The organism is Pseudomonas sp. LBUM1651 (genome assembly GCF_059716135.1).
Genome location: NZ_CP166805.1, coordinates 5,683,541 through 5,701,172 on the forward strand (window position 1 = coordinate 5,683,541; position 17,632 = coordinate 5,701,172).

The 17,632-nt window shown below is 61.0% G+C and carries 15 protein-coding genes; 5 read left to right on the forward strand and 10 right to left on the reverse strand.

Annotated features, from left to right (window positions below; all coding sequences use genetic code 11):
• Positions 1 to 80 precede the first annotated feature (80 nt).
• The 4 genes from ACA066_RS26695 (at position 81) to ACA066_RS26710 (ending at position 4,665) form a co-directional block, all read left to right on the forward strand.
• The gene (locus tag ACA066_RS26695) at positions 81 to 2,510 is read left to right on the forward strand and encodes a TonB-dependent siderophore receptor (RefSeq protein ID WP_497697249.1); all 2,430 of its coding nucleotides are present in this window, start codon (positions 81 to 83) and stop codon (positions 2,508 to 2,510) included.
• Between the two features lie 72 nt (positions 2,511 to 2,582).
• A complete protein-coding gene (locus ACA066_RS26700) occupies positions 2,583 to 3,713 on the forward strand; it encodes a PepSY-associated TM helix domain-containing protein (RefSeq protein WP_497697250.1) in 1,131 nt (376 codons plus the stop codon).
• The gene (locus tag ACA066_RS26705) at positions 3,710 to 3,895 is read left to right on the forward strand and encodes a hypothetical protein (protein ID WP_497697251.1); all 186 of its coding nucleotides are present in this window, start codon (positions 3,710 to 3,712) and stop codon (positions 3,893 to 3,895) included. Before ACA066_RS26700 ends, ACA066_RS26705 begins: the two co-directional genes overlap by 4 nt.
• A gap of 140 nt (positions 3,896 to 4,035) precedes the next feature.
• A complete protein-coding gene (locus tag ACA066_RS26710; RefSeq protein ID WP_497697252.1) occupies positions 4,036 to 4,665 on the forward strand; it encodes a glutathione S-transferase in 630 nt (209 codons plus the stop codon).
• Positions 4,666 to 4,876: 211 nt separating this feature from the next.
• On the opposite strand, the gene creD is transcribed toward ACA066_RS26710, so the two are convergent.
• The 4 genes from creD to rloA2 all read right to left on the reverse strand — a co-directional run bounded on the left by creD (position 4,877) and on the right by rloA2 (position 9,129).
• The gene (creD, locus tag ACA066_RS26715; RefSeq protein ID WP_497697253.1) at positions 4,877 to 6,247 is read right to left on the reverse strand and encodes a cell envelope integrity protein CreD; all 1,371 of its coding nucleotides are present in this window, start codon (positions 6,245 to 6,247) and stop codon (positions 4,877 to 4,879) included.
• A 205-nt stretch (positions 6,248 to 6,452) separates the two neighbouring features.
• Positions 6,453 to 7,871, reverse strand: coding sequence for a two-component system sensor histidine kinase CreC (creC, locus tag ACA066_RS26720; RefSeq protein WP_497697254.1), 1,419 nt, complete (start codon positions 7,869 to 7,871; stop codon positions 6,453 to 6,455).
• On the reverse strand, positions 7,871 to 8,551 hold the full coding sequence (creB, locus tag ACA066_RS26725) for a two-component system response regulator CreB (protein WP_497697255.1): 681 nt from the start codon (positions 8,549 to 8,551) through the stop codon (positions 7,871 to 7,873). Before creB ends, creC begins: the two co-directional genes overlap by 1 nt.
• Before the next feature lie 74 nt (positions 8,552 to 8,625).
• A complete protein-coding gene (gene rloA2, locus ACA066_RS26730) occupies positions 8,626 to 9,129 on the reverse strand; it encodes a retropepsin-like aspartic peptidase RloA2 (RefSeq protein ID WP_017341175.1) in 504 nt (167 codons plus the stop codon).
• Between the two features lie 340 nt (positions 9,130 to 9,469).
• Between rloA2 and yihG the strand changes: the two genes are divergently transcribed.
• The gene (gene yihG, locus ACA066_RS26735; protein WP_497697256.1) at positions 9,470 to 10,357 is read left to right on the forward strand and encodes a 1-acylglycerol-3-phosphate O-acyltransferase, YihG family; all 888 of its coding nucleotides are present in this window, start codon (positions 9,470 to 9,472) and stop codon (positions 10,355 to 10,357) included.
• A 1-nt stretch (position 10,358) separates the two neighbouring features.
• Here the strand turns inward: yihG and ACA066_RS26740 are convergent, their stop codons facing one another.
• The 6 genes from ACA066_RS26740 to ACA066_RS26765 all read right to left on the reverse strand — a co-directional run bounded on the left by ACA066_RS26740 (position 10,359) and on the right by ACA066_RS26765 (position 17,628).
• A complete protein-coding gene (locus ACA066_RS26740) occupies positions 10,359 to 10,907 on the reverse strand; it encodes a DUF2780 domain-containing protein (protein WP_497697257.1) in 549 nt (182 codons plus the stop codon).
• Between the two features lie 183 nt (positions 10,908 to 11,090).
• The gene (gene fdhA, locus ACA066_RS26745) at positions 11,091 to 12,290 is read right to left on the reverse strand and encodes a formaldehyde dehydrogenase, glutathione-independent (protein ID WP_497697258.1); all 1,200 of its coding nucleotides are present in this window, start codon (positions 12,288 to 12,290) and stop codon (positions 11,091 to 11,093) included.
• A 205-nt stretch (positions 12,291 to 12,495) separates the two neighbouring features.
• A complete protein-coding gene (gene purU, locus ACA066_RS26750; protein WP_497697259.1) occupies positions 12,496 to 13,353 on the reverse strand; it encodes a formyltetrahydrofolate deformylase in 858 nt (285 codons plus the stop codon).
• 154 nt (positions 13,354 to 13,507) lie between these two features.
• On the reverse strand, positions 13,508 to 14,140 hold the full coding sequence (locus tag ACA066_RS26755) for a sarcosine oxidase subunit gamma (RefSeq protein WP_497697260.1): 633 nt from the start codon (positions 14,138 to 14,140) through the stop codon (positions 13,508 to 13,510).
• A gap of 144 nt (positions 14,141 to 14,284) precedes the next feature.
• Entirely contained in the window at positions 14,285 to 17,302 is a 3,018-nt protein-coding gene (locus tag ACA066_RS26760; protein ID WP_497697261.1) for a sarcosine oxidase subunit alpha, read from the reverse strand.
• Complete coding sequence (locus ACA066_RS26765) at positions 17,299 to 17,628, reverse strand: sarcosine oxidase subunit delta (RefSeq protein WP_017341182.1); 330 nt, start codon at positions 17,626 to 17,628, stop codon at positions 17,299 to 17,301. Before ACA066_RS26765 ends, ACA066_RS26760 begins: the two co-directional genes overlap by 4 nt.
• Positions 17,629 to 17,632: the final 4 nt, after the last annotated feature.

Genomic DNA, 17,632 nt, shown 5'->3' on the forward strand with positions numbered 1-17,632 from the left:
TTTTCATCCAGCCCTATCACTTTTGGTTTTTCGTTCGGCACCTAGGCAATTGAGAAGTATTCCCTTTCAGGAGCCGCCGTATGTCGCGTTCACTAGACACCTTGTTGCGCCCCAGTTTGCTGGCGGTCGCCATTGCCTTTTGCACCCCTCTGGCCAGCAGCCAACTGGTCGCAGCTGAACAGGCATCCAGCGTTCGCGCCTACAACCTTCCGGCCGCGCCATTGGCCAGCACGTTGAACCAGATCGCCAGCCAGTCTGGCCTGGCGTTGTCGCTGAATCCGGCGCTGGCAGCGGGCAAGACGTCGGCACCGGTCAACGGCCAGTACGATGCCGTTGGCGCCCTGCGCGCGGCGCTGAATGGCACCGGTCTGCAACTGGAACAGAGCAGCACCGGCACCTACAGCCTTGTGGCCGCGCCTGAAGGTGTGATGGCGCTGCCGGAAACGGCCATCATCGGCGTGGAAAACACTGAAAGCGCCTGGGGCCCGGTGGAGGGTTACCTGGCCAAGCGTACGGCCGCCGGCACCAAGACCGACACCGCGCTGGTCGAAGCACCGCGTTCGATTTCGATCGCCACCCGCGAACAAATGGACGACCGCAGCGTGCACAGCCTCGATGACGCCGTGCGCTACATGCCCGGCATCACCGCCAGCAGCTATGGCAGCGATACCCGCGCCGACTGGTTGCGCGTGCGCGGCTTTGAACCGACCCAGTTCCTCGATGGCCTGCCGCTGCCAAGAGGCGTGTACGCCAACCCGAAACCGGAAACCTGGAACCTCGACCGCCTCGCCCTGCTGCGCGGCCCGGCTTCGTCGATCTACGGCCAGACCCCGCCGGGCGGCTTGCTGGACATGGTCAGCCGTCGTCCCAGCGCCGAATCCAGCAATGAAATCCAGGTGCAATACGGCAGTGACAACCACCGCCAGATCAACTTCGCCAGCACCGGCAAGATCGACGACGAAGGCCAGTTCCTCTATGGCCTGAGCGGCGTAGTGCGCGACAGTGGCACCCAGATCGATCACGTCGATAACAAGCGCTACAACATCGCACCGAGCCTGACCTGGAACATCGACGAAGACACCAAGTTCACCCTGCTCACGCAGTTCACCCGTGACGATACCGGCATCACCAGCCAGTTCCTGCCAGTACAGGGCACCCGGATTCATTCGCCACTGGGCGAGATTTCCCACCATAAGAATCTGGGCGACCCGGACTGGGAATACTACGACCGTACCTACTACGCACTGGGTTATGCCTTCGAACATCGTCTGAACGATGTCTGGCAGTTCCGGCAGAACCTGCGCTATACCAAGTCCGACCTGGCCTTCCAGGGCCTCACCCCTGGCGCTTACCCCTTCACCCAGGTCGATGCCAACGGTAATGTCGGCCGTACCAGTACAACGACCGACGAAGACATCAGCCAGTTCGCCGTGGATAACAATTTCCAGGCCGACTTCGCCACCGGCGACATTCGCCACACCCTGTTGATCGGCCTCGATCACCAACGCAGCAATACCAACTACACCTCGATCTTCGGCAATGGCCTGACCACTAACGTCATTAACCCGATCTATGGCCAACCAATCGTTCGTCCGCCACGCTCCTCTGCGTTCTATGACTACAACCAGAAGACCTATCAGACCGGTCTGTACGTCCAGGACCAGATGGCACTGGACCAATGGCGCCTGACCCTCGGTGGTCGTGAGGACTGGGTCCACACCGGCACCAAGTTCATCAACAAGGGCGATGCCACCAACACCGAGCGCGATAGCAACTTCAGCGGCAACGCCGCGATCAGCTATGTGTTCGACAACGGCATCGTGCCGTACCTGTCGTACGCCGAGTCGTTCCAGCCAACCAGCAACGCCACCGCCTCACCGACCGAGTCCTTCAAACCGACCGAAGGCGAGCAATGGGAACTGGGCATCAAGTATCAGCCACCGGGCAGCGATACCTTGCTGAGCGCCGCGGTGTACGACCTGACCCAGAAAAACGTTTCCGTCACCACCACCAACTCGAACGGCGCCTCGATCACCAGCCAGACCGGTGAAGTGAAGGTCAAGGGCCTGGAGCTGGAAGCCGTTTCCGACGTGACCGAGAACCTCAAGGTTATTGCCGCCTACACCCTGGCCAAGTCCGAAGTGCAAAAAGGCAACTTCAAAGGCAACCGCCTGCAACTGATGCCTAACCAGCAGGCTTCGCTGTGGACTGATTACACCTGGCACAACGGCGTGCTGGATGGCTTCGGTATCGGCGGCGGCGTTCGCTACACCGGCAACACCTATGGCGATCAGGGCAACACCGAGCTGGGCAAGGCCAATGCCTATACCGTGTTCGATGCCTCGGTCCATTACGACTTGGGTCGCCTGGACAACAGTCTGAAAGGTGCGTCCGTGGCACTGAACGCTACCAACCTGTTCGATAAGGAATACATCTCCACTTGCGACAGTTTCTACTGCTACTACGGCGACACACGTAGTGTCGTCGCCAGTGCCACCTACAAGTGGTAAACACTTGATTTGATACGCGCTGCAACCAGGCCGTCCTTCGAGGACGGCTTTGGTATTTCTGAAGGCTGAGAAATGAAAAGCAAAACAATTCGCCGCTGGTCCTTCGTCCACACCTGGACCAGCCTGATCTGCACGGTCTTCCTGCTGATGCTGGCGCTGACCGGCTTGCCGTTGATCTTCCATCACGAGATCGACCACTTGCTGGGCGATGCCGCCGAGCTGAAGCCAATGCCGGCCGATACCCCGCAGCTGAATTTGCAGCAGTTGGTGCAGGCCGCGGAAAAACATCGTCCCGGCGAAGTCATGCAGTATTTCGGCTTCGATGAAGACGAACCCAACGCCGCGATCGCGATTATGGCGGCCACCGCCGGTACCGAACCGAATTCGTCCCACACCTTCATGCTCGACGCCCGCACCGGCGAGGCGCTGGAAATGCCGTCGGCCAACGGCGGCTTCATGATGGTCATGCTGCGCCTGCACGTAGACATGTTTGCCGGCCTGCCGGGCAAGCTGCTGCTGGCGTTCATGGGCATTCTGTTTGTGGTGGCGATCGTGTCCGGGACGGTGCTGTACCTGCCGTTCATGCGCCGCTTGAAATTCGCCACCGTGCGCCAGGACAAATCCACTCGCCTGCGCTGGCTCGACCTGCACAACCTGATCGGTGTCGTCACCCTGACCTGGGCGCTGGTGGTCGGTGTCACCGGCGTCATCAGTGCTTGCGCCGATCTGTTGATTGCCGCGTGGCGCAACGACAGCCTGAGTGCGATGGTCGCGCCGTACCGCGACGCCCCGCCGCTGACACAACTGGCGCCGGCCACCCGCCTGCTCGACATCGCCAAGGAAGTCGCGCCCGGTATGCAGCCAGACTTCATCGCCTTCCCCGGCACGCGATTTTCCAGCGAACACCATTACGCGGTGTTCATGAAGGGCAGCACGCACCTGACCTCGCACTTGCTGACGCCGGTGCTGATCGACGCCAGTACATTGCAGGTCACCGCCGTGGCTGAAAGGCCGTGGTACATGGACGCCATGGGCATGTCGCAGCCGCTGCACTTCGGCGATTACGGCGGCATGCCGATGAAGATCCTCTGGGCGACCCTCGATGTGCTGACCATCATCGTGCTCGGCAGCGGGGTTTACCTGTGGGTGGTCCGGCGCAAAGCCGCAAAACCCGTACTGGAGAAAGCGGAGAGCGTGGCATGAAACCCCGACAGTCAAATTTCTGGAAGGTCTTCGCCACGCCAACCGTCATCGCCCTGCTCAGCGCGGCGGGGTTGTTTGCTGCGTTACTGGGCGATGGCGTGTGGGATGCCCTTAGCTGGCTGGGGCTGGGCGTTCCTGCAATCCTCGCCCTGCGCGGCTTGCTCCAGCGCAAAACCCTGTAGGAGCAAAGCTTGCTCGCGAAGGGGTCAGCGCGGCCTGACTGACTCACCGAGGCGATCCCTTCGCGAGCAAGCTTTGCTCCTACAGGCTGTCGGCCCAACGCGCTATGCTCCCGACACTGTCCACCGACCGAGACGCTGCCATGTCCGCCCCCAGCATGACCCTTTACCACAACCCGTTGTCACCCTTCGTTCGCAAAGTCATGGTGCTGCTGCACGAAACCGGTCAGCAAGACCGCGTCGCCCTGCAGAACTGTGTGCTGACCCCGGTCGCCCCGGACCTGCCGCTTATCGACGACAACCCGCTGAGCAAAATCCCGGCCCTGCGCCTGGCGGACGGCAACGTCATCCACGACAGCCGGGTGATCCTCGATTACCTCGACCACCAGCACGTCGGCAACCCGCTGATCCCGCGCGAAGGCTCGGCCCGCTGGCGCCGCCTGACCCTGGCCTCCCTGGCTGACGGGATCATGGACGCTGCGGTGCTGGTGCGTTACGAAGTCGCCCTGCGCGCCCCGGAAAAACACTGGGACGAATGGCTCGACGGCCAGCGCGACAAGATTCGTCGCGGTTTGGCGCTGCTGGAAAAAGACGCGATTGCCGAGCTGACCAGCCATTTCGATGTGGCGGCGATCAGTGTGGCGTGTGCGTTGGGTTACCTGGATCTGCGCCATCCGGATCTGGAATGGCGCGAGTCGAATCCGCAGTTGGCCGCGTGGTATTTCGAGGTGAGTCAGCGGCCTTCGATGGTGGCGACGATGCCGAAGGTTTAGATTTTCGCTGACTGGGCCGACCTCATCGCGAGCAAGCTCGCTCCCACATTTTGATCCGTGGTGTGCATACATTTTGTGTTCACTGAAGATCCCTTGTGGGAGCGAGCCTGCTCGCGAATGCACCACACCGGATCTACCGGAAACAACCCGAATATCAGCGTCGCCAACACCTCACCCTCCCGCTGATCCTCACGCAACCCCAACGACCGGCTCATTCCACCACCCCGATATCAAACTCCAGCGGCTTGGCTGCTTTCTGCCCGATCCCGTACCAATCCAGTTTGCGGGTCAGCACCATGAACACGCCCAGCAAGCCGAACAGCAGCAACGAGCCCATCAGCAGCGCGTAATCTTCTGCACTCAACAAGCCATAGAGCAGGCCATACAACGCCGCCAATCCCGCCGAAAAACTCAAACCGTGGCGCACGCTACGCAGCACGTGGCAGACATAGAAACCAATCAACAACACACAACCGCTCGCCGACAACAGATACGCCAGGGCAAAACCGATGTGCTCGGACAACGACAGCAACAACAGGTAGAAGAACGCCAGCGCCACGCCCACCAGCGCGTATTGCACCGGGTGCACCGTCAGGCTTTTCAGGACTTCGAAGAGGAAGAAACCCGCGAAGGTCAGGACGATGAACAGCAGTGCATATTTGATTGCCCGGTCGCTTTTCAAATACTGGTCCACTGGATCGATGAAGCTCACGCCAAAGCTGCGGCCATTGAACGCTTCACAGTCGTTGCCGGATACGCAGCTGCTCAGGGCTTCTTGCAGGTTGGTGGAGAAAAACGTTGTCTGCCAGTTGGCCGTGAAGCCCTGATCGGAGACTTCGCGCTGGGCCGGCAGATAGTTGCCAATGAAGCTCGGATGCGGCCAGTTGGCCTCCAGCGACACCTTGCTTGTCTTGCCCACCGGGAGGACTTGCAACTGGCCAGTGCCTTGTAAACGCAGGTCGAAACCGAAAGCCAGCTCTGTGGCTTGCGTGGTGTTCAGCGCTGGCAACGTCACATGCACACCCTCGCCCAGCCAGCCCACCTGGCTGCCCGGCACGAAGTCCAGGCGCAGGTCATTGAGTTCCAGTTTCAGCGCGTTCTCGATGCCACGAATGTCGCTGATCCCGACTGCAAGGAACGGCTGATCGAACTGGTAATCGGCGAAGTTTTCCTTGATGCCCAGTTGTGCCGGGACCGAGAAGTGCCCGCTGATGCGGTTATCGGCATGGAACAGCCGCGCCTCGTAAATGCCCCGCGCACGCAGCTCGGTCTGAACCTGGCCGTCGAGTTCGAAACGCTCCGGCAGGAAGTACAAACGGCCGCGCTCTTCTCCGACTTCCTGGTAACGCTCGTTGGTTTTTTCGTTGAGTTTCCAGGTGCGCACCACTTTGCGATACGGCACCACCATCAACGGTCCGCTCAGTCGCTGGCTGTAGCTGGAACTGCGTGCGATGTCTTCGAGTACACCATCGCGCAGTTGCTGACGGTCCTGGATCACGCCGTTGATCATCAGCAACGGGATCAGCAACAACAGAATCAGCAGGGCAATGGCCCCGAGTTTTATGGTCAGATTTCGATTCATGGGACTCTCCCTGTTTGGATGGGGAGAGTCTGGGATCGGAGTGTGTGGGGTTTATGGAGGGAATATGGAGAGTGTGTGGAGACTGGGCCGGCCTCTTCGCGAGCAGGCTCGCTCCCACAGTGGTTTTGCGGTGAAACACACATTGTGTGAACACCACCGCCCCCTTGTGGGAGCGAGCCTGCTCGCGATTGGCCGCGACTCGGTCCTAAGCCAGGCGCAACGTCACTTCAACCCCGCCCTCGACATTGCCAATGCTCATCGCCCCACCATGCAACTTCACCACTTCCTCAACAAAGTTAAGCCCCAACCCGGTGCTCTTGCGCCCGCTGTCCGGACGCGGCAAGGAATAGAAGCGCTCACTCAATCGCGGCAACGCGTAGTCGGGAATGGCCTCGGCCTGGTTGAACAGTTTGAATTCAATCTGCTCCCCAACCGGCTTCGCGCTGAATCGCAGCACGCCATTCGCCGGCGTAAAATCCAGCGCATTTTCCAGCAGGTTGCCCAGCGCCTGACGCAACAGAAACGGCTCGCCAGTGATCGTCAGATCCGCTGGAATCGCCTGCTCCACGCGCAACTGCTTGCCTTCGATGCGCGCGGCCTGCGCATTCAGCAACTCATCGACCAGCCCCGCCAACGGCACGGCCACTCGTTCTTCCAGCCCTTGGCGTTGCTCAACCTGAGCCAGATTCAGCAGTCGCTCGATCAACTGCTGCATCCGCACGCTTTCGCTGTCGATGTTGCTGACGAATCGCTGCTGTTGAGCCAACGGCATCTCACCCTGCAGCAACTCCGCCGCGCCGCGAATCGCCGCCAGCGGGCTTTTCAGTTCATGGGTCAGCGTGTGCACATAACGCTCGACATAGGCTTTGCCTTCGAGCTGCGTGCGCATCTGCTCCACAGCGGTCGCCAGTTGCTCCATTTCGCCGCCGCGATAATGCGGAACCTCGACCCGCCGCCCTTCGCTCACGGCTTTCGCATAAGCGGTCAAGCGCCGCAGCGCCGCGCTCAACCACCACGACAGCAGCGCGCCGAACAGCAGACCGAGGCCGATCAGCCCGGCGCCATACGCGAGCAATCGACGCTCGGTGCGATCGACATAAGGCTGCAGCGAGCTGTTGGGTTTGGCCACGGTGACCACGCCAATGATCCGGCCGTTATCGCGGATCGGCGCGCCAACGTGCATCACCGAGGAGTTGGCATCGTTCGGGTCGCTGCGACTGGAGCGCGCGCCGTACTCGCCGCGCAAGGTCAGCAGAACGTCGTTCCAGCGCGAGTAATCCTGGCCCACCGCCACACCACTGGAATCCAGGACCACGATGCCCTTCGCGTCAGTGACGTAGATCCGGTGGTTGACCTGATTCTTCGGCAGCCCCCAGATACTGGCTTTTGGCTGCCGCTCGCCATAGGCCCTGAGCAGTTCCGGCCAGCGGTTCTGGTTGAGGGTGCCGGCCTTGAAGTCGTCGCGCAGGATTTCGGCCATCAGGTTGGCGGTGTCGACCAGGGTTTCTTCGGTGGACTGACGCACACCGGGGCGGATTTCTTCCATCACGGTGCTGAGCACAAAGTAACCCGTCAGGCCGATGAACAGCACATAGACCAGGAAAATCCGGATCCCCAATGGCATCAGCTGTGCCCCGGGCTGTAGCTGTAACCGAGGCCGCGATGGGTCTGGATCGGCTCGGCGTCGACCTTCACCTGACGCAACTTGGCGCGCACGCTCTTGATGTGGCTGTCGATGCTGCGCTCGTACCCGGCATCGGCGGCAACACCCAGCGCATCGAGCAATTGCTCGCGGCTGAAGACGCGCTCAGGTTGTTCGAGCAGGCATTGCAGCAGACGGAATTCATGGCGCGTCAGGGTCAGCAACTGGCCGCGATAGCTGATCTGCACCCGCTCGCTGTCGATGCGAAACAGTAACGATCCCGTCTCGACCGCTACGCGAGGCGCCATGCGTTTGAGGATGGCTCGGACGCGCGCTGCCACTTCCCGTGGGCTGAACGGCTTGACCACGTAATCGTCGGCGCCGATCTCCAGGCCCACGACGCGGTCGATTTCCGCATCGCGGGCACTGAGAAAAATCACCGGCACGTCGCTGAAACGCCGCAGTTGCTTGCAGGTTTCGAAGCCGCTGATGTCCGGCAGGCCGATGTCGAGAATGATCAGATCGGCCGGTGTCTGCCGCTGATGGTCCAGCGCGGCGGCGCCGAGGCTCAGCCACGTCGTGGTGAACCCTTCGCCCTGCAAGGCGAAAATCAGGGTGTCGGCAATCGCCGCTTCGTCTTCGACAATCAGGATATGAGGCATGGCGTCCGAGCCCGGCAGTTGAGTGGGCGAACGGTGCCCCAAGCCTCACCTCACGTCAATGAGACCACTGGAAATCAGCAGTCGGGCTTGTCGGCGGTGAAACGCCGCGCCGGGTTCACGGCCGCGCCGAATTCACGCAGGGCTTTGGCACCGATCAGCAGCGGGTAGTTGAAGCTGCTGCGGTCGGTCAGGTTGACCTCGACCGTGCGCTTGACGTTGCCCAGGCACAGTTCCAGATCGACCACCGGACGCTTGGTGGGCGCCGCTGCATCTTCATCCTCGTCTTCTTCGGAGCGGGTCTTGATCTTGCTGATCCGCGCGACCTTGTGCTCGTAGACCTTGTTGCTGGCGTCTTTGGTAGCGAGGCGGAAGCGCACCCATTCATCGCCGTCACGGGTGAAGGTTTCAATGTCCTTGGCCGACAGCGACGCGGTCAGGGCGCCGGTGTCCATTTTGGCCTTGAGGACTTCGCCGCCGATTTCCGGCAGCGCAATGTATTCGTAGCGCCCGTACAGGGTCGGCTCGGCGGCCAGGACCGGCAGGGCCACGAGGGAAAGCAGTGCGAGGAGGGATTTCACGTGATGGATGTCCTTTTTGGAAAATAGGAGCGCAGAGGCCGAACTCTAGACCGCAAAACACAACGATAGTTGGACTGCCACAAACTTCTGTGGCGAGGGAGCTTGCTCCCGCTGGGCTGCGAAGCGGCCCCAAAACCATGCACCGGGGCGTCTCAGGGAAATCGCACGAACCGGTTTTACGACTGCTGCGCAGCCGAGCGGGAGCAAGCTCCCTCGCCACAAGTGCTCTCACAACGCTGCAAGCATACTGCCAAGAAGGTGAAACATTCGTCACCACCGATTTGGCCTGTCGCCCGAAGCTGCTTATCATGACGCGCCCAAACGCTTTCAAGAGTTACTTATGCGCCGCCTGCTCACCGGCTGTTTCGTTACCCTGCTGCTGTTGCTCAACACGCTGGTCCTGTTCGGGCCATTGATGGTGTTTGCCCTGCTCAAACTGGTCCTGCCCGGCCGCTGGCGTGATTACGCATCCAAGGCGGTGATGTGGATCGCCGAGACCTGGGCCGAGATCGACAAGTTGATCTTCCGTCTGTGCATCCCCACCCAATGGGACGTGTGGGGTGGCGATGACTTGCGCCGCGACACGTCTTATCTGGTGATCAGCAACCATCAGTCCTGGGTCGATATCCCGGCGCTGATCCAGACACTCAACCGGCGCACGCCGTTTTTCAAATTCTTCCTCAAGAAAGAACTGATCTGGGTACCGTTTCTGGGCCTGGCGTGGTGGGCGCTGGATTACCCGTTCATGAAGCGCTACACCAAGGCGTTTCTAGCGAAAAACCCGGAGTTGGCGGGCAAGGATCTGGACATCACCAAAGCCGCGTGCGAACTGTTCAAGCGCCAGCCGGTAACGGTGGTCAATTATCTGGAAGGCACCCGCTACACCTCGGTGAAAAGCGCTCAGCAGCAGTCACCGTTCACGCATCTGCTCAAGCCCAAGGCTGGCGGCGTGGCGTTTGTACTGGCAGCGATGGGTGAACAGCTGGACACCATTCTCGATGTGACGGTGGTGTATCCGCAGCAGAAGATTCCGGGGTTCTGGGATTTGATCAGCGGCAACGTGCCGAGGGTCATCATCGACATCAACACCCGCGAACTCGACCCCGCGCTGTGGCAGGGCGATTACGAGAATGATGCGGCGTTTCGCGAGACGGTCCAGAACTGGGTCAACCAGCTCTGGATCGAGAAGGACCGGCGCATCGACGCCTTGCGCGCCGAGCGCCGCTGAATCAGCTGCCGGCGCCCCAGATTCCGCCCAGGCTCTGCAGCACCGAACCGCCCACACCCTGCTGACCGAGGTATTGCAGAATCACCGGGGCAAACTGACCGATCATGCCGCTGTCCATGCCCAATGCGCTGAACGCATTGTTCAGGTCATTGGTGTCCTTGACGTTGCCCAAGGCATTGTCCAGACCGGCCGCCTTGCCGGACGAACCGAGCAAACCGGCGAGCGCACCCAGTTCACCGCCGCCCGACAGCGTGTCGATGCCCGGTACGCTTTTGGCCAGTTCCGAATAGTCGGTCGAACTCAATTGATTCTTCGCCAGGCCGAGCATCGCTCCGGTGCCGCCAACCATTTGTTGTGGCGTCACGTTCAATTGGCTGAGCGCACCCAGCAGACCAGCGGTTTCAGAGGTCGGCGCTGCCGCTGTGGCGGCGTTATCGCCCTTCATGCCGGAAATGGCATTAGCCGCATCGCTCAGGCTGAACTGAGCAAAGACCGGGCTGGCCGCCAGGGTCATGAGCGATGCCAGTGCAAAACCGCGTGAAATCTTCATCCAGACATCCTCTTGTGCCATGAAAACCGCCCGGTAACGGGCGGAAAAGCTGCCGTTTTGACCGGGCTTCTGTCGGCATGTTCCTCAGCGCTGCGCCCATTTTTAACCCGCTCGTCTGCGGATTGATGTATGACTAAACAAAAACGGCGACCCGAAGGTCGCCGTTTTGTATTGCGTGAAGCCTTATGCCGCGCTGAACAGCTTGTGCGGATCGATCACAAACTTCTTCGGCACGCCCGCATCGAACTCGCCATAGCCACGTGGCGCGTCATCGAGGCTGATCACTTCGACACCGACGATGTCAGCAATATGGATGCGGTCCCACATGATCGCCTGCATCAACTGGCGGTTGTACTTCATCACCGGGGTCTGGCCAGTGTGGAAGCTGTGGGATTTGGCCCAGCCCAGACCGAAGCGAATGCTCAGGCTGCCCATTTTCGCGGCCGCGTCCACGGCACCCGGATCTTCGGTCACGTACAGGCCAGGGATACCGATTTTGCCGGCGACCCGAACCACGCCCATCAGCGAGTTGAGCACGGTGGCCGGGGCCTCGTGTTTCACACCGTCATGGCCGTGACCGCGCGCTTCGAAGCCCACGGCATCGACGGCGCAATCCACTTCTGGCTCGCCCAGCAACGCAGCGATTTGTTCGTGCAGCGGGGTGTCCAAAGACAGGTCGGCGATTTCGAAACCCTGGGCCTTGGCGTGTGCCAGGCGGACAGTGTTGACATCACCAATGATCACCACCGCCGCGCCCAGCAGGCGAGCGGAAGCGGCAGCCGCCAGACCGACCGGACCGGCACCCGCGATGTACACGGTGCTGCCTGGGCCAACGCCGGCCGTCACTGCGCCGTGGTAACCGGTTGGCAGGATGTCGGAGAGGCAGGTCAGGTCGCGGATTTTTTCCATCGCACGATCGCGATCAGGCAGTTTCAGCAGGTTGAAGTCGGCGTACGGCACCATCGCGTATTCAGCCTGGCCGCCGGTCCAGTCGCCCATGTCGACGTAACCGTAAGCACCGCCCGGACGCGCCGGGTTCACGCTGAGGCAGACGCCGGTGTGCATTTCCTTGCAGGAACGGCAGCGCCCGCAAGCCACGTTGAACGGTACGGACACCAGGTCGCCGATCTGCAGGTTCTCGACGTCGCTGCCCTTCTCGATCACTTCGCCAGTGATTTCGTGGCCCAGCACCAGACCGGTCTGAGCGGTGGTACGGCCGCGCACCATGTGCTGGTCGGAACCACAGATGTTGGTGGAAACCACGCGCAGGATGACAGCGTGATTAATCTTCCTGCCACGCGGGTCCTGCATTTTCGGATAGTCGATTTTCTGTACTTCGACCTTGCCAGCGCCGAGATACACCACACCACGATTGCCAGACATGCTTTCACCTCGCTGTTGTTTTTATGTAGCGGTCGCGTCGCCATGGATCGGCGGCGCGTTGATTGCTCGGGTTATTGCCTGTGTGTTTTGTGTTGTTTGTTATGGCCTCATCGCTGGCAGGCCAGCTCCCACAGTGATTCGGGTGAGCACAGGATTTGTGAACAACCCAAAACCCTGTGGGAGCTAGCCTGCTAGCGATGGCGACCTAAAGAACGACGGTTCTATTGGCGTTCAAAAACACTCGCCGCTCAATGTGATAACCCACGGCTCGCGCCAACGTCAGCCCCTCGATATCCCGCCCCTTGGCGATCAAGTCTTCCGGGTAATGGCTGTGATCCACCGCCTCCACGCCCTGGGCGATGATCGGTCCTTCGTCCAGGTCGTTGTTGATGTAGTGCGCCGTGGCGCCCACCAGTTTCACGCCCTTGTTGTAGGCCTGGTGATACGGCTTCGCACCCTTGAACCCCGGCAGCAGGGAGTGATGAATATTGATCGCCTTGCCGTCGAGTTTGCGGCACAACTCCGGCGACAGAACCTGCATGTAGCGCGCAAGGATCACCAGTTCGGCGCCGGAGTCTTCGATCACCTGCAACACCTGACGCTCCTGCGACGGCTTGTCGTTCGGGTCGAGCGGGAAGTGGTAATACGGAATCTGGTGCCAGTCGGCCAACGGCTTGAGGTCCGGGTGGTTGGAGATCACGGCGGCGACGTCCATCGACAACTGACCGATGCGCTGGCGGTAGAGCAGATCGTTGAGGCAGTGATCGGCCTTGGAGACCATGATCACCACTTTTGGCCGGTAGTTCGGTGCAGTCAGTTCGAAGATCATGCCGAAGGCCTGGCCACGTTCTTCGAGGCCCGCGCGGAAGGCTTGTTCGTCGAAGCCGTCGGGCTGACGGAATTCCACGCGAATGAAGAACCGGCCCGAAAGCCGGTCATCGAAGGAGTGGTGCTCGGTGACGTAGCAGCCCTGCTCGAAAAGAAAGCGGGTCACCGCGTCCACGGTGCCGAGAACGCTTGGGCAGTCGGCGGTCAGAATCCATGTGTCTGGGGCGCGGCTCATAGTGCGGTGACTCCTAAGGCATCGATAAACGAAACGGCCTCCTGTAGGAGCGAGCTTGCTCGCGATGGACGTCAACGATAACGCGTGCTTTCTGGATTAACGCGTCGCTCTGGAGTCCTTCGCGAGCAAGCTCGCTCCTACAGGGTGGTTGTGATCAAGCCTGAACGCTAAGCCCGTACTCGGCCGCCGCATCCTGCAACCACAACCACCAGTAATCCGAGAAGCTGCGGCGAATCAGCAGTTCCCAGGTATCTTCGGCCGTGTGGCGGATCACCAGTTGCGACTTGGCGAACACGGTGCCCACGGCCTTGCCGACCGGGAAGCTATTCGGGTGTACGTCGTAGCTGGTGGATTTCATCAGCACCTGGCGCACGTTCGGGCCGCTCAGTTCGAGGATCTGCTGGCCACCGCTGACGTTGACGATCTGGATGTGCAGGTCGCCCAGCGCTTCACGCAGTTTTTGCTCGGCGGCGAATTCTTCGCCGGTCGGCACGATCAGCAGCCATTCATCCGGCCCCATCCATTGCAGGCTGGTTTCGCCTTTGACGATGACACTCAGTGCGCCAGGCAATTCGATGCCGAGGGCCTTGTGCACGTCCGCGGCAAACGCGGTGTCGTGGCCATCGCCACGGATGGTCAGGTGGCCGAGGAGTTTTTTCTCACGCACGATCACGCCGGCGTTTTTGCGACCCTTGCCGACCAGGCTGGCGAGGTCGGCATGATGCAGCGACGACTCGGCCTTGGCCCCGGTGGTTGGGCGTTGTTGGTAAACATTGGCTGCGGTCATAAAGCACCTGTTCCTGAATTCTGTTGGTTCCTGTGGTGGCTGCACTACCGCTATCGCTAGCGGGCTAGCTCCCACATTGGACCGCGTTCCCCTGTGGGAGCTAGCCTGCTAGCGATTGGTAGCCCGCCACAGTTCTCGAGGCCATTAGATGTTCTGGCGATCACCCTTAGGATCGAAGAACACCGAAGAAACGATTTCCGCCTCGATCACGCTGCCATCCGCCAGCGGTGCGAACACCCGCTCACCGATGCGCTTCAAGCCGCCCTTGACCACGCCCATGGCAAACGAATAGCCAAGAGAGTTGTGCAGGTAGCTGGAAGTGACGTGACCGACCATCGTCATCGGGATCGTCTGCTTGGTGTTGAACACCAGCTGCGCCCCTTCCGGCAGCCATGTGGTCGGATCGATCGGTTTCAGGCCGACCAGTTGTTTGCGCTGATCACGTACGCAGTCTTCGCGGTTCATGCCACGCCAGCCGATCCACGAGAACGGTTTGGTGCGACCGACACACCAGCCCATGTTCAAGTCGTCCGGGGTCATCGAGCCGTCGGTGTCCTGACCGACGATGATGAAGCCCTTCTCGGCCCGCAGGATGTGCATGGTTTCGGTGCCATATGGCGTCAGGTTGTACTGCTTGCCGGCCTCGATGATTTTCTCGAGCACGCCCATGGCGTAGTCGGCTTGCACGTTGACTTCGTACGACAGCTCACCGGTAAACGAAATGCGGAACACCCGCGCCGGCACACCGCCGACCAGGCCTTCTTTCCAGGTCATGAACGGGAACGCTTCGTTGCTCAGGTCGATGTCGGTGACTTCGCTGAGCAGCTTGCGGCTGTTCGGCCCGGACAGGGTCATGGTTGCCCAGTGATCCGTCACGGAAGTGAAGTACACCTTCAGGTCTGGCCATTCGGTCTGTTGGTAGATTTCCAGCCATTGCAGCACGCGTGCAGCGCCGCCGGTGGTGGTGGTCATCACGAAGTGGTTGTCGGCGAGGCAAGCGGTTACACCGTCGTCGAAGACCATGCCGTCTTCTTTGCACATCAGGCCGTAACGCGCCTTGCCCACGTCGAGCTTGGTCCAGGCGTTGGTGTAGATGCGGTTGAGAAACTCGCGCGCGTCCGGGCCCTGGATGTCGATCTTGCCGAGGGTCGACGCGTCCAGCAGGCCGACGCTGTCGCGCACGGCTTTGCATTCGCGTTTCACCGCGGCGTGAATGTCTTCACCGTTTTTCGGGAAGTACCACGGACGTTTCCACTGACCGACGTCTTCGAACTCGGCGCCGTTTTTCACGTGCCAGTGATGCAGCGCGGTGAAACGGACTGGCTCGAAAATGTGCCCACAGTGACGGCCGGCCACAGCGCCGAAGGTGACCGGCGTGTAGTTCGGACGGAACATGGTGGTGCCCATCTGCGGGATGGTCACGTTCAGCGAACGGGCGGCGATGGCCAGGCCGTTGACGTTACCAAGCTTGCCCTGGTCAGTGCCGAAGCCCAGTGCGGTGTAGCGCTTGACGTGCTCGACCGACTCGAAGCCTTCGCGGGTCGCCAGTTCGATGGCGGCGGCGGTGACGTCGTTCTGCAGGTCGACGAATTGCTTCGGCGCACGTGCGGTGTTCTTTTCGTGCGGCACCTGGAACAGCGCCAGGGTTGGCTCTTCCAGACGGCTCAGGGCTTTCGGCAATGTGCCTTCGACCACGCTGAAACCGGCTTCGCTGGCTGCGCGGGCGCCACCTTCAAAACCATCGGCCAGGGAATCGCCGAGGCCGTAGACGCCGTTGATGCCACCGACGCACACGCGTTTCTGCGGTGCTTCGCCCGGTACGAAACCGAGGATGTCTTCACGCCAGATCGGCTTGCCGCCCAAGTGCGACGCCAGGTGAACCACCGGGCTGTAACCGCCGGAACTGGCGATCAAATCGCAATCAAGCCATTCGCCAGGACTGGTCACGGCGTGTGCCTTGACATCGATCGCGGCGACGCGAGCGGCGGTCACGTGCTTGCTGCCACGGGCCTCGATCACGGCGCTGCCGGTCAGGATGCGAATGCCTTTGGCGCGGGCTTCTTCCACCAGCGCACCACGCGGGTTGCTGCGGGCGTCAGCGATGGCCACCACTTGCAGGCTGGCGTCGAGCCAATCCAGCGCAACGCGGTAGGCGTGATCGTTGTTGGTCGACAGCACCAGTTTCTTGCCCGGTGCCACGCCGTAACGACGAACGTAAGTCGACACAGCGCCGGCGAGCATGTTGCCCGGCACGTCGTTGTTGCCGTAAACCAGCGGACGCTCGTGAGTACCGGTCGCCAGGACCACGCGCTTGGCGCGGACCCGGTGAATGCGCTGACGCACCTGGCCAATCGGGGCGCGGTCGCCGAGGTGATCGGTCAGGCGCTCGTGAATGGTCAGGAAGTTATGGTCGTGGTAACCGTTGACCGTGGCGCGCGGCAACAGCAGCACGTCCGGGGTGTCTTTCAGTTCGGCGATGACGCTGGCGACCCACTCGGTGGCTGGCTTGCCGTCGAGGCTTTCGCGGGAATCGAGCAGGCTGCCGCCGAACTCTTCCTGCTCATCGGCGAGGATCACGCGAGCACCGCTGCGCGCAGCGGCCAAGGCAGCGGCCAGGCCGGCAGGGCCAGCGCCGACGATCAGCACGTCGCAGTGCTGGTTCATGTAGTCGTAGGTGTCCGGATCGTTCTCGGTCGGCGAGCGGCCAAGGCCGGCGGCCTTACGAATGTACTTCTCGTAAGTCATCCAGAATGATTGCGGGTACATGAAGGTTTTGTAGTAGAAGCCCGGCGGCATCAGCTTGCCGCCGACCTTGCCGAGAATCCCCATCATATCGTTGTTCACGCTCGGCCAGCCGTTGGTGCTGGTGGCGACCAGGCCTTGGTACAGCGCTTGTTGCGTGGCGCGTACGTTCGGGATCTGCGTGGCTTCAGTCGCGCCGATCTGCAGCACGGCGTTCGGCTCTTCGGCACCGGCAGCGAAGATGCCGCGTGGACGGGAATACTTGAAGCTGCGGCCGATGATGTCGACACCGTTGGCCAGCAGGGCAGCGGCCAGGGAGTCGCCTTCAAAGCCTTTGTAGACCTGGCCGTTGAAGGTGAAGCTCAGCACTTTGTTGCGGTCGATCCGTCCGCCGTTGGACAGGCGATTGATCTGGCTCATACCTTCTCTCCCAGAGCCGTGGTGGCCGCTTTCGGGCTATCGGTCTTGTCGGTGAATTGTGGCTTGGTGCCGATCTTGTAGGTCTCGAGAATCTCGTAGGTCACGGTGTCGCGGGTGGCGTTGAAGTACTGACGGCAACCGGCGGCGTGAATCCACAGTTCGTGGTGCAGACCGCGAGGGTTATCGCGGAAGAACATGTAGTCGCCCCACTCCTCGTCGGTGCAGGTGTTCGGATCCAGTGGACGCGGGATGTGCGCCTGGCCGGATGCGTGGAATTCCTCTTCGGAGCGCAGCTCGCCACAGTGAGGACAGAAGATATGCAACATGGGG